The 12907-nt window shown below is 60.1% G+C and carries 8 protein-coding genes; 3 read left to right on the top strand and 5 right to left on the bottom strand.

Annotation, left to right across the window (positions count from 1 at the left end):
• Positions 1 to 136: 136 nt before the first annotated feature.
• The gene (locus tag VHX65_02080; protein HEX3997315.1) at positions 137 to 397 is read right to left on the bottom strand and encodes a hypothetical protein; all 261 of its coding nucleotides are present in this window, start codon (positions 395 to 397) and stop codon (positions 137 to 139) included.
• A gap of 342 nt (positions 398 to 739) precedes the next feature.
• Here VHX65_02080 and VHX65_02075 point away from each other — a divergent pair, with 342 nt between their 5' ends.
• Positions 740 to 868: a hypothetical protein gene (locus VHX65_02075; protein ID HEX3997314.1), complete on the top strand. Its 129-nt coding sequence runs from the start codon at positions 740 to 742 to the stop codon at positions 866 to 868.
• A 54-nt stretch (positions 869 to 922) separates the two neighbouring features.
• Here VHX65_02075 and VHX65_02070 read toward each other — a convergent pair whose 3' ends face one another.
• Together VHX65_02070 and VHX65_02065 are read right to left on the bottom strand one after the other, a co-directional pair.
• The gene (locus VHX65_02070; protein ID HEX3997313.1) at positions 923 to 1219 is read right to left on the bottom strand and encodes a hypothetical protein; all 297 of its coding nucleotides are present in this window, start codon (positions 1217 to 1219) and stop codon (positions 923 to 925) included.
• A gap of 92 nt (positions 1220 to 1311) precedes the next feature.
• Positions 1312 to 5691 (bottom strand): tetratricopeptide repeat protein, encoded by a 4380-nt coding sequence (locus tag VHX65_02065; GenBank protein ID HEX3997312.1) that lies wholly within the window; start codon positions 5689 to 5691, stop codon positions 1312 to 1314.
• Positions 5692 to 6298: 607 nt separating this feature from the next.
• Between VHX65_02065 and VHX65_02060 the strand changes: the two genes are divergently transcribed.
• Positions 6299 to 7519, top strand: a complete 1221-nt coding sequence (locus VHX65_02060) for a polysaccharide biosynthesis/export family protein (GenBank protein HEX3997311.1) — start codon at positions 6299 to 6301, stop codon at positions 7517 to 7519.
• 193 nt (positions 7520 to 7712) lie between these two features.
• Positions 7713 to 9671 carry a hypothetical protein gene (locus tag VHX65_02055; GenBank protein HEX3997310.1) on the top strand — a complete coding sequence of 653 codons (1959 nt, stop codon included), beginning with the start codon at positions 7713 to 7715 and terminating at the stop codon, positions 9669 to 9671.
• A gap of 12 nt (positions 9672 to 9683) precedes the next feature.
• Here VHX65_02055 and VHX65_02050 read toward each other — a convergent pair whose 3' ends face one another.
• Both VHX65_02050 and VHX65_02045 read right to left on the bottom strand, forming a co-directional pair.
• Complete coding sequence (locus VHX65_02050) at positions 9684 to 10439, bottom strand: exosortase-associated EpsI family protein (GenBank protein HEX3997309.1); 756 nt, start codon at positions 10437 to 10439, stop codon at positions 9684 to 9686.
• Between the two features lie 133 nt (positions 10440 to 10572).
• Positions 10573 to 12885 (bottom strand): polysaccharide biosynthesis tyrosine autokinase, encoded by a 2313-nt coding sequence (locus VHX65_02045; protein ID HEX3997308.1) that lies wholly within the window; start codon positions 12883 to 12885, stop codon positions 10573 to 10575.
• Positions 12886 to 12907 lie beyond the last annotated feature (22 nt).

The raw sequence follows: 12907 nt of genomic DNA, 5'->3' as shown, positions 1-12907 counted from the left end.
TAGCGGCGCTGTCGTTTACCCTGCCGCTCCTCTTCCGCCTGCCACTCTGGAACACATCTCCGCGCTACCGCTCCACCCACAGGCCAGCTAAAATCAGGCAATCAATCTCCGGAAAGCGACAAAACATCGTGAACGCTTACGGCGGAATCAACACCGGAGGCAAGTTGGTTCCGGGATTGTTGATTCGGGCGAAGTTCTGAATGCGGTTCGTCGGGTGAACCGTATTGCCAGGCAGCGAACGGCCGGTCGAGCGCGGGGCAAAGGCCGTCGGATGGGTGCTGCCGCCGACGTGTCCGCCGCCCGTGCCGCCAAAACCGTGCGCGAATGCCGCGCTCGCAAACAACGTGATTCCGACCACCGCGATTGCCATCGACAGGTTTTGATTGAAGCGACGCATGGCTCAGTCCTCCGAAGCTGGTTTGGTAGGGCGAGCGAAGTGCAAACCCTGATAGCTAGGAAATGACCGAACCGCCGCCTGGCCCGACAGGGATTCGCAAATTTTCCTCAAGAGCCGGAAAAACCGGCATCCGCGGAATAGAGAGCGCAGCCTAGGATACGCCAATTGGACCGCTGCGGTTGCTGGCGCGCAAGGTTGTCGAAAGGGAAATTACCGAGACGATCCGTCACGAAACGATCCGCCGTACGCCAAAAAAAAGGCGGGATGACGAATCGAAAATCCAATATTGGGTAGTTCGATCACGCGCCATTGCGTCGGGGCCGCCGTATCGGTGATTTGAAAATGCTCCGCGAACAAATCGCCACTTGGTCGAATGAAATCAATCGTTGGCAGCGCGGCGTTGAATGGCAGATGAAGATCGCAGATGCCCGCTGCAAACTAAAGTCGGTCTATCCCAAAATTGAGGTGTGACAAAGCACTTGTGTGGCACCATGAATAATCCGAGCTAGAGCGAGGCGTGCCTGTTCAGGGCTTTTCAACCTGAGCGCTGCTGGGGTCGCCGAAATGGGCTGCCGCGCATCGCATGCAACGTACTGCCAGATCGTCGATGCACTGGACCAAAACGAGGATCGACTCATTCTCCGACGACGTGTATTCATCGCGATCGACGTGGCCGTAGCCGCAATCCTCGCACAGCCCATACCTGCCGATTTCAAGATACGCGGGGATGCCGACCAACTTGCATACGGAATCGAACGACGGAACATGCGCGGGATCTTTCGATTCGGTCCAGGCGCGAATATCGCCGTAGGAAGCAGGCATTAAGGGGGCTCGGGGGATCGCGGAATTTTGGTGCTGTGCCAACTTGCTTGAATCGACGGTGACGGCCAGAGACCGGCATACGTTGCGTCGGCCTAAGGCCCGAGGTCCTTGCTCAAGCGATCGTAAAACTCGCGCTCGCTTTTGCGCAGAGCGGTGGGGTCGAGCTTTTGCTCTTTGGCTCGCGTGAAGCTAAGCACAGCGGCGGCGTGGTCGCCCGACAGGTCCTGTGCCAGCGCCAAGTGGAGCAGCTTAACAGGGGCAGGATCGGCTCCCAGGACCGCGTCGTTGAGATCGGCCAGCGCCTTGGGAAAATCGCCCATTGCCACGTAGACCATCCCCCGCGTGTCGAGCACGTCGGTCGTTTGGCCATAGAGTTGCGCCGCTTCATTGATGAATGAGAGTGCTTCGGCGAGGTCTTTTTTGCGCTCCGCCAGGGAAAACGCCAGGTTATTTAGTGCGTGGGAGCGCTGCGTGGCGTCGAGATCATTGCGACGGAGCAAGCCGCGATAGATGCGCTCCGATTCGTCGAAGTTGCCGCTGATCTCGCGGAATTGCGCGAGTTGGAGCAGCAGCGGCGCGGATTCGGGATCGTCGCGGAGCGCTCGCTGATACCATTTCTCGACGCGCTCGATATGTTTCGGCTGAATATGGCTCGGCTGGGATTGGAACACCTCGCCGGCGATCGCCATGACGGCGGGCATGGGAAATGTTTTGAGAGATTCTTCGCACAGATCGAGCGATTCATCCAAACGGCCGATATGGCCGAGGAAACTGGCCAAGAGCAACTTTCCTGACGGTTCGTAATTCGCGTATTCGCGGAACAGTTCTTCCGCCGCCGCATTCAGGCCCAATTGACCCATTTGCATGGCGACATTCCGCAACAGGGGCAGCTTGTCCGGCGGCAAAGGTCGGCTCGGCAAGACGCCATTCAGCAATGCAACCGCTCGATCGGTGTTGCCTTGTTTGACCAAAATCCGGCTCCGCAGCGCCACGGCCGGCGTCAGGCCGCTTCCCGGCATCGTCGGTTCGACCGCATCAAGGCGATCCAACCAGGAGGAAGCATCGGCGGCTTCGTCGTGCCGGATCAACATATCGATGAACGCGATGTAGGCGGCCGGTCCGGCCCTGTGCTCCGATACGAAGTTGACCATCTCGCGACGGGCATCGGCCCAATTGCCGAGTAATTCGTGCAGATGGGCCAAATGAATTTGGTTTGCCGGCGAAAGCGGGGTACACGATTCCAACAGCCCGACGGCCTCACGCCATTGCGACGGTTCTGACGGCCGTTCGCCGAGGAGCTCGGCCAAACGCAGTTTGTCGTCGGTGCTGCCGCTACTTTGCACATTCTCCGCCAACAGGGCCTTGGCTTTGAGAAAATCCGGATACTTGCCGGTGCTCGCCAGCAGGTCTGCCAGGGCACGGCGGGCCCACATCGCATTCGGCTTCTGCTTGGGATCGTTGGCCGCTAGTTTCAAAACCTCGAGTGCTTCTTTGCGGGCGTCTTCGGTGCGGCCGATTTGCAGATAAAAGTTCGCGACCATCCGATGTGTGGAAGAATCGTCGGGCGCGGCTTCCAGCGCCGCCAAGTAGTAGGTTAAAGCTTGCTCATACTGGCCGATCAACGCGTAGCCCGGCCCGAGCACCTGATTGACGCGATCTTCGGGCAATTGCTTGCGCGCTTCCAGCAGCACATCGCGGATCTTGGCGAGCTTATGGTGCGTCGCAAGATGCTCCATCAGCCGGGCCCAAGTTTCGGGCTGGTCGGGGCCGGTGGCCACGGCGCGGCGAAACGAGGCTTCGGCTTCATCCGACATTCCAGCCCGTTCATAGATCTTGGCGATCCAGATGTGGCCGCTTGGATCGCGAGAATCGTCGGGCACCTCGCGTTTCGCGCGTGCGATGGCAGCGGGAAAATCGCGGCTATTCACGGCGGTTTCGACGGCCCAATGGCCCAGCCCGAGTTCGGAGACGTATTCCGGGCTGACGAGATCCAAGGCGGCCTTTTCTTCCTCGGTGCGATTCTGCCGCGAAAGCAGCAGCACGAGCGGCCGGAGGATGAGGGGACTGGGCGGCCCAAGCTTGAGGGCTTTTTGATAGTCGGCGATGGCGTCGTTCTCATGTCCTGGGCCTTCGAGAACCTCGATATCGCCCATGACGCGCGCCACTTCGTACCAATTGGCGCGATCTTGGCTGACTTCTTCGAGCAGCTTTCGCGCGGAGGCGAGTTGCAGCTTTTCGGCGTCGTTGAGCGGGGCGGCGGAACGGTTCGTGGGCGTTCGTTCGCGAACGGATTTGCGCACCAGCGCCACGCTGCGGGCCGCGTCGGCGTAGCGTGCTTCCGCGCTGGCGACACCCATCAGTTTCTGGAACTGCTCGACGATTTTCGACATCATGGCCTCGTCGCCAGTTTCGCGCGCCAAGTCGAACAGGTTGAAACGGATCTTCAAATCGTCGGGGCTGACATCGGCTGCCTTGCTCCAGAATCGCATCGCCGTGTCTTGCTCGCCAAGACTGAGGAATGCCGCGCCCAAGCCGCTCCACAACCGCCCGCGATCGGCGGCTGAAAGCGTATCGCTGCCGGCATCGATCGCGAGCAGCGATGGTTTGACGTTCGGGCCGCCTTGCCGCAGCAGAATACCGGCCCGGTTCAATCGCAGCGCCATGGAATCGCGAATTTCGGGCGGTGCGGTGTCGAGAAATTTCAACGCCGCGGCCGGGCTGTCGGTCTGGGAGGTGATCGTTGCCAGCGCCGACCAGATACCGGGCTCCGCGGGATATTCTTTCCTGGCATCCAAGAGAATCTGGCGGGCTTTATCGAGATCGCCCTTGCGCAACTCGACCTCGGCCTTGACCAGCGCGAGCGCAGAACGCGCCGCTTTGTCGGTCTCTTTGTCCTTCGAGCCGGCGGCATCGCTCGAATCGAGCTGTTGGATGATTTCGTCGACGCGTGTCCAATCGCGCTCTGCCTTGGGCCGGCGCAATTGCTCATCCATTCGCAATTGCACGATCGGCCGCCAAATTTGGGGCGTCGAAAGTGCTTTATCCTTGCCGACGGCCTTGACCAGCAAGTCATAGCGGCGCTTGGCTTCATCGGTTTTTCCCATCGACAGATAGGCCATCGCGATGCCGACCTGCGCTTGATACGACGTCGGGTCCGTTTGGGCAACGCGCTGGCTGGCATCCAATTGCTTGTCGTATTCGCCTAGCTGGCCATAGCATTGGGCGGAATACAGGTCGATTTGTTTGGTGTTTTCGGGTGATTGGGCCAATAGCGGTCGAAGTCGTTCGAACTCTTGCGCCGCCTCGCGCCATTTGCCTTCGAAGAGCAAGACGCGGCCATCCATCAGGTCGATGAGCGGCTTGGCATACTTGGTGTTGCGCAGGGCCCCGAGCGTCGCACGAGCCCCCGCCACGTCGCGCTGCTGGAGTTTGATTTCGCAGAGCATCCAAAGCAGTTCCGGATTATCCGGCATCCGCTTCAGCCCGGCCTCGACTTGCGTGGCGGCGTCGCCGAGCTTGCCCTCGGTGCTCTTGAGGATGGCCCATTGCCGATACATGCTGACATTGGTCGGATACAGTTCGAGCCCGCGATTCAAGATGGCCTGGCATTCATCGAATTTCTTTTCGATGATCGCGGATTGAGCGGCAACGAGGATCACGTCCGGATCGTTCGGCGCTAGTTTGAGGGCAGCTTCCAGATCCTTTTTCGCGGCTGCGATCTTCGCTGCGCTCCCCTTCGCATACTGCTGCCAATAGCGGGCACGCTGAAGATGGGCTCGGTAGGAATCCTTGTTCGCCGCCACCAATTGATCCATCACCAAGTCTGCAACCTGAGGTTGCAGCACCGCGGTGCGTTCGCGCAGCAGGTGGGCCAGGATGTCGTAGGCGTCGATTTGGTGCGGAGCCGTCGCCTTTTTTTCGTCGAAAGTTCGCGCGGTGACGTCGAAGCCAGTCAGCGCGGCACACACGTCGACCGCTTTGTCGTAAAACGACCGCTGGATGTAGCATTGGGCCAACATGATATCGAACTTCGGATCGTGCTTCCCGCGCTCCGGCGCCGTGAGCCACAATAGCGGTTCGACGGCCTCGTCGGATCGCTGGGCGAACATCATCAGTTCGGCATAGGAAAGGCGCAAATCGGCGTTGTCCGGGAGTTGCCGAATTGCCTCTCGCAGCAACTCGAATGCCTGGGTGACCGTATCGCGGTTCGGCTGCTCGAACGCGACCGACTTGGCCAACTGAGCGGCATCGGTGAGCACTTGCGGATCGGGAGTGTCGTTTTGCCGGAGATAGACCACATATTGCCGCAACGCTTCCGTCCGTTTCCCTTCTTTCAACAGGGCCTCGGCCTGCTGCCGCGAGCTTATGGCCGCCTGACCGTACTGAAAGGCATGGGCGAAATACACGCCGACAATTGCCGTAACCGTACAGACCACCAGCACAACGACAAGTTTAATATTCAGACGTTTCATTCGATGTTGCAGTCTGGTTTGCTCGGCGGGACCTAGGTGTCACGCATGAAGGGGAAAAAGGATGCTTTGACGCTTCTCGATGCCTCGCAGATCGAATTTGTCGAAACACTTCTTCTGCGGGCGCAAGTGAGACTTGCGCTGGTAGAGATATGGGAAACTGAATTTGCCCCGGAAGGGAGCAGTTCGAAAGGAGTGCTATGCAAGACCGCCCGCCGCTAGCCAACTGCTAGCTTCCTCCGCGTGGGTGGGACCACGGGCAAACGGACACTTTGCCACAAACGCGTCGCCATGTTGGTGAATTACGCGTGGACGATTGCATCCCTAACGTCCACAACAAATCGAGCGTCCACACCAAAAAAAGAGCCTCTCGTCCCCCACTATCCCAAATTAGCGAGCCAATCGCACGATGGCCAATTCCTCTCAACCGCACCCATTACGCGCCGCCCTGGCAGGGCCTTGAATTACCTTTGCTCCATTGTATTTGCAGCGGCCGATCCGTCAATGAAACGGCGGGGAATTGACAATCCAGAGCCGGGGTCGAATGAGGTTCGCATTGCGCAATCTGGGAAGACTTTTCCGACAAAAGGGAAAGATTGCATGAAGGCCGTTGGCAGACCTTGCCGATTATTGGGCCTGTATGAATGCCAGAAGCTTTAACGACATGATAGCACGCAGCTCTGCTGGCAGTTATTTGCGCCGGTCTTTGCAATTTTCCTGGCTAACTCCGCTGCCGCGCCGGATTTTCGCTTGCAGCGCAGTGGCGGCGTCTTTCGCCATTTTAGTGGCCTTTGCCGGCTGTCACACCATCACGAGCCCGCCGTCGCCCGACGCTCTAATGGCAGCTCAAGCACCTGGCACCCCGCCGATTCCACTTGGCGGCGAGGTGCCGATTGAGAAGTGCAAGGTTTCGTTGCCTCCCTACCGAATCGAGCCACCGGACATCTTGTACATCGACGCCATCAAGATTGTTCCGAAATCGCCATACCGGATTTCGCCGCAGGACATTTTGCAGATCCGAGCGGCGGGGACGCCCGTGGGTCAGCCGATCAATGGCTACTTCACCGTCGAACCGGGAGGCGCTGTCGAACTCGGGCCCGGCTATGGCAAAGTGAACGTCGCGGGGCTTTCGCTCGACGAGGCCACCGAGGCGGTGGAAACCCAATTGCGACGCCTCTTGAAACAGCCCCAGGTCACCGTCGGCTTTGCCCAATTAGCTGGCAATCAGCAAATCGCCGGCGAGCATTTGGTGGGACCGGACGGACGCGTCAACCTTGGCATCTATGGAACGGTTTATCTGGCCGGCATGACCGTCGTCGAGGCCCGAGAAGCGATCGAATCGCATCTTGCCACCTCTCTGGACGATCCGCACATCGCCGTCGACGTCGGAGCTTACAACAGCAAGGTGTACTACGTTATCACGGAAGGTGCCGGCTATGGCGAAAGCGTAAGCCGCTACCCGGTCACCGGCAACGAAACGGTGCTCGATGCTCTGGCGCAGATCAATGGAATCTCGCAGTTGGCCAATAAATCGAAGATCTGGCTCGCCCGGCCCGTGCCGGCAGGAAACTGCTGTGACCAAATCTTGCCGGTGCATTGGAGTCAAATCACGAAAGACGGCCAGACGAACACCAATTATCAAGTGATGCCCGGCGACCGAATCTATCTGTCCGCCGACAAGCTGTATGCATTAGACAACGCGTTGGGCAATGTCATTTCTCCGTTCCAGCGAATATTCGGTGTAGCGACCCTGGCAGTGCAGGGGGTCTTCGGCATACAGCATCCGGGGGCATTGACGGGCTCCGGCGCCATTGGAGGCAGTCATTTTTAATTGCCGCATGGAGGCTTGAAACCCGCGAAACTATTCCGGCATGGATGGCCGGCCGTGCGGCAAATCGGACGAAACGCATACCAAAGGGAAATTTTCGCAGGAACGCTCGGAAGCGAAAAGCTCCATAAATGCCGGGCTCGAATAGGTTCGCTGCAACGAGCATTGCTGCGATGAGCGTTAAGGTGAGGAATCCATGTACCTGAAAATGCCGATCCGACAGTGGTTGTGCGTTCCGCTCGTGCTTTCGCTGGGAGCGGGAGTAGCCATCGGCGGCGACGGCCTGATCGTCGTTCCGAGTGCCCCGGGTTGTCCGTGTTGCAATGGCTATAGCGGACCCTGCCCGGCGAATGTGAAATACTACGGCTATTATCCAACGCATTGGCGTCAATGGCCCGGCACGCAGCCAGCGCCGGCCCCGGTTCCAGCGGTGATCCCACAACCGACCAACGTTCAAGTTCCGCCGGCCATTCAAGAAGCTCTCGGCAAGCCGGGCGAGACAACTGACACGGGAATGGGAAATGCGCAGGCCGCACCCCCAGCCGACTCCGGAGGCTCGGCAGTTCCTACGAATCCGGCGGTTCCGAACGGCACTGCTCCAGGCGCCAATCCGCTGCCGGCAACGTCAGGGCCGGCAACGCCCGGACCGACACTGCCGGGTGCGACACCGCCCGCAGCCGCAACGCCGGGCCCGAACACGCCGATGCTGAACGGTCTGCCGCTGCCGAGCGGATCGCAACCTCCGGGTGCGGCGCCGGTGACTGGACCTTTTTCCAATGACGGCACTACTCCCGGCGCTGCGCCATTTCCGGGCGGCCGCGCTCCCAATATCTTGCCCACTCCAGAGCCTGGCACGACCAAGGGCTCGCAACTTTTCGAACCGTCGGCAACTCCCATGGCGATTTCGATTCGTCCGCAATCTGTCGAGCCGGCCCGGCTGAACCAGGTTTGGCCTGGGCCTGCGCAACCGATGCCAAGCCAGGCGGTTTCGAATCCGCCGAACGCACTGCGAACCCTGTCGGGCCAAACTTCCCTCGCGGTTCTGCCGGCTGCCCAGCCTGATTCAGTTCCACCTGTCATCGCACCGACCACGATGACGGACAATGCCCAACCGACCACCCCGATGACTGCGCCGGCGGCGAACCAATGGCCGCCGGCGAACATGCTTCGCTCGTCGACAATCAGAACGGGCTTTCAATCGCCCGCCGACTCTGCCGCGCCGCGGCCGTCGAACTCCACGGCGGCAGCCTGGATTGAGCCGCTACCGCCGATCGAGCAACCGCGCAGCCGAATCGGCCTCGCCGGCGCCCAAGGATCGGGCAACGAGAATCTCGATTCGCTTCGAATCGTCGGCGAAAGGCCGGCGCAGGCAGTGCCGATAACCGCCGACGATTGGTCGTCCAAGTCTGAGGGCATGGCTTCAAATGCGAATCCGGGGTCGGCTCCGACGGCAACGGCTCGATGGTCGATTCCGAGCGGCCAGCCGGGCAATCAACCTATCCACCCTGCCAGTTACGAAGATCGATCGCACACCATTTGGCCAGCCGCCAATTTCCCCGGCGCGTGGGCTCCGATCGATCGCGGGCCGCCGGCAGCTTCGAACAATGTCCGTTCGGGCGTTGGCATGAGCGGCAATCCGGCGGCAAACGCGCCGGGGGCGATCTGCTCGGCGACGGGTCCAGCAAGGCCGCAAGTTGGCCCGGCGGCCGAAATTCGCTTCTCGCCGCTGCGCGACGCGGTGGCAAATCTGCACACGATCGCCGACGACCGAACGAGCACCTCCATGACGGCCATCGATCCATTGCAGATCGGACGGACGACGGCCGAGGATCAACAACCGGCAATGAAATCGCTCCCCATCGAGAATGGTCTGCCAAAGCAGCGGTTCGAGGCCGCCGACTACGTGTCGCCGGATCGCGGCGCGACAACGAGGGGATACACGGGTGCGCCGTGGCCGGTAGCGGGCGGATCAGCGTGGGGCGCGGGTGCCCCGTCGCCAGCGGGCCAACGCCCGACCGACAACGCGGTCCAACAGGCAAGTTTCCAGCAGGCGGGAGCGACCGCGCAAACGCAATTGCAATCGATCGATCCTTTGGAGGTGGCGCGATCGCTGGGCCCCATACCCTCCGGACCGGTTGCGGCGCCGGTCCGCTAACCAGCCGCTGGATTACGTCGATGCCACCGTTTGCGGCCCAGCGGCCTCGCCCGTGATCGCCTTCGGAACTGCCTTTGGAGCGGCAATCTTGTCGCCGGATTCGCCGGCCGGGAAGAGCACCCGATCGTATGCCGGAACAAGCACCTTGATCAAATCGACGGCCGGCCCTTCTCCATCGTGCTCGTCCGGTCGCCGCACGGTGGTATCGACGTACATCTTGTAGATCGGCTTGGTGCGCCGGAATTGCTTGCGCAGGCCATCTTCGCCGTCGGGGCCTTTCCAAACGCCGTCGCTGGCCCAGCTCCAATAGATTCGCGTCTTGAAGTTCTGTTCTTCCTTGACGTAGACGGCAGTGCGGAATTCGACCTTCGATTTCGCTGCCGTGGTAAACTTTTGCAACACCGCCTCGTCTCCCTCGGCCTTGTAACCTTGGGCCGGATAGCAGCGGTCGGGCCGGTGTTTCGACATATCCAACAGACGCCCGACCACGATGAACATATCGACTCGTTCGCCCGTCGTTTCGTTGGTGTAAATGATCTGGCGATCGCCTTCGGCGCCGGCGGCCTTGCGCATCGAATCCGCCAGTCCCGGTCCGGCCTCCCCGTGCCAGGGACCGATATTCATCGGAAGATCTTTCAGCCGGGCGGCGAATTGCTTCATCTCGGGGATTTCGCCCCACCGCTCGGTCTCTTTCCCCTGCCAAATCGCGGTGCCCACCAACAATGGCACGGCGACGACGAACGGCAGCACGACGGAAAGCCATTTCATGCTCGAAACTCCGTTGAAATAGAAAACACCCCTCACCCCCGGCCCCTCTCCCGCAAGGGGGCGAGGGGAGATCCTGGATCCTCGCCGCCAGCCACTCTCCCACGACAGGCGACGTGTGGTCGCGGATCGAGAACTATGCGGCGGGAAGTTCGACGTTGTAGCGATCGTAAGCACTGTGTTCGTCGACCCCGTTGACCACCGCGCCGACGACCTTCACGCCCGCTAGTTTCAAGCGCTCGCTGGCCTCGTAGACCTTATGGATCTGGCTCACGTCTCGCAGCGTGGAAAGAATTGCGCCATCGACGAATTGCCCGAGCAACATCGGATCGGCCACTTTCAGCACCGGCCCGGAATCGACGACGATGAAGTCGAACCGTGCTTCAAGCCGTGAGAAAATCTCTCCCAGCGCGTCCTTGCCCAGCATCAAGACGGCTTGAGCACAGGCCTGACCCGCCGTGATCATCCACAAATTGTCGGCCGGGGTTGGACGAATCGCGTCGTCGACGTGGACCTCGCCGCGCAACATTTCGCTGAAACCGTATTCATTCGTCAATCCGAACACGTGATGAGCGCCCGGATGCCGCAGGTCGCCGTCGAGCAACAGCGTGCGCCGGCCGGAGCGCGCCAAGCTGGCCGCCAATTGGCTGGCAACGGTCGTCTTTCCTTCCTGATCGACCGCGCTGCTGACGAGATACACGTTGCATGCGCCCGGCTCCGAATTGCGCACCAGCGCGGCGCGAATGCTATTGATCGACTCGGCCACAAGACCGTGGATCGCCCTTCGCGAACGTGCCCGAAGCGCGATTCGTCGGCGACGCAATGCGGGCAGATCGCCCATTACGCGGATGCCGAGCCCTTCGGCCACGTCGTTGGCGGAATTTACACGCCGCGAGAAGAATTCATAAAACGTCGCTGCCGCCAGCGCCAAGCCGAATCCCAAGAAGCCGCCGAAGCCGGCCATGCCATATTGTTTGTATGGATCGACGGCCCGGACCGCACTCGCCTCGCTTTGGAGAGTAACGCGCGGCGGAGCGTCCAATTCGATATTCCATTGCGTCAGCGTGTTGCTCATCTCGTTGACGACGGTTTGCAACTGGGTGATGTCGGTTCGCAGTTGGTCGGCGTCGCCATTGAATTTTTCCAGTTTTTGCACATTCTCCGCCTGCGTGGCCACATCTTGGGTCGAGTGCTTGAACTGGTCGACGTAAAGTTGCCGCTCGAGTTCGAGGGCCTTCATGTTGGCGCCGCCTTCTGCGCCGTTGCGGCGGATGCTTTCGATCAATCGTTGCCGATCGGCGGTGCGAAATTCCTCGATCGACTGTTCGACACTGCTGATCGTGTCGCGAATTCGAACCATCTCCGGCGAGCGAGCCGAATTCTTTACGACCTTGCTGAGTTCCCGCTCCTGGCGGTGGAGCAGAGCCAGGTCGTTGTTGGCCTGGAGGATTTGCGGGTCGCGAGCAATGAGTTCTTCGATTTGAGCGTCGGAAACATCCCCTTTTTGAGCGTCGGCGTACATCTGCTTCGCCATTTCGATCTTCATCGTCAGTTCGGCGATCTGCTTCTGCGCTTCGGCCCGCGATTGCATCAGGCCTTCCAGATCGGCGACCTCAATGCGGTATTTGATTTTGGCGGTTTCGGCGTCGGCGGTGCCGATCTGTTGGTTCAACTCGAAGAGTTGCCGTTCTTTGTCGAGTACGTTTTGTTTGTACGTGCGATACTTCTTGTCCAACTCGTCGCGGCGGCGGAGCTTATCGGTGCGCTCGGTGTCCAACACGCCGCTCATATAGGCATTCACGAGGGCGTTGACGATATCCGGCAATCCATGCGGGTCTTCGTAGCGCAGAGCCACCTTCACATATTCGCTGCCCAGTTGATCGTCGACCGTCAGGTTGTCGGACAGCCACGCCCCGGCATCCAAACCGTGCTCCTTGATGACCGGGACATTCTGAACCGCTTTCGAGTCGAGCACTTTCTGAATCACGAGGCTCGAAGTTTTGATTGCCGCAACCAGATTGCGCTTATACGCTTCGAACTCGACCCCTTCGCCATGATACAAGACGTGCGGGTCCTGGATTTTGACCTGTAACGTGGCTGCCGATTCGAATTTCGTCGGCATGAGTTTCCAGGCGGAATAGCCCAAAGCACCGCCCAGCACAAGTCCCCCGAAAATGGCCAGCCACAGCCGGCGCCGCAGGGCATGCATCAGATTGCCAAACGTCGGCGTGGCGGTCAGAATTTCCGGGCGCGTCGGACCGACGGCCCATGGAAAACCGCTGGCCGACATCATGCCGCCGCTATATGGCACTAATTCGTGGCCGCGATGGTCGTCGGCCGTGGCAGTGCCATTTGGCGAAGCCTTGGAGCCGCCCCCTTGGGGATAGCTGCTTTCGGGATAGCCGTCAGATGAGTTTTCCAGCGAATGGCTGTCGGGAGGAGGGAACACCGTGAAAGTCTCCAGATGAGTC

The organism is Pirellulales bacterium (genome assembly GCA_036267355.1).
In the GTDB taxonomy this organism is placed as follows: Bacteria; Planctomycetota; Planctomycetia; order Pirellulales; family DATAWG01; genus DATAWG01.
Note: the sequence above shows the minus strand (reverse complement) of the source record. Positions and strands in the feature narration are given on the sequence as shown.

What these genes read in the sequence shown, in the direction of transcription:
- VHX65_02080 (HEX3997315.1), bottom strand. Translation starts at nt 397, where the DNA reads ATGCGTCGCTTCAATCAAAACCTGTCGATGGCAATCGCGGTGGTCGGA.
- VHX65_02075 (HEX3997314.1), top strand. Translation starts at nt 740, where the DNA reads ATGCTCCGCGAACAAATCGCCACTTGGTCGAATGAAATCAATCGTTGG.
- VHX65_02070 (HEX3997313.1), bottom strand. Translation starts at nt 1,219, where the DNA reads ATGCCTGCTTCCTACGGCGATATTCGCGCCTGGACCGAATCGAAAGAT.
- VHX65_02065 (HEX3997312.1), bottom strand. Translation starts at nt 5,691, where the DNA reads ATGAAACGTCTGAATATTAAACTTGTCGTTGTGCTGGTGGTCTGTACG.
- VHX65_02055 (HEX3997310.1), top strand. Translation starts at nt 7,713, where the DNA reads ATGTACCTGAAAATGCCGATCCGACAGTGGTTGTGCGTTCCGCTCGTG.
- VHX65_02050 (HEX3997309.1), bottom strand. Translation starts at nt 10,439, where the DNA reads ATGAAATGGCTTTCCGTCGTGCTGCCGTTCGTCGTCGCCGTGCCATTG.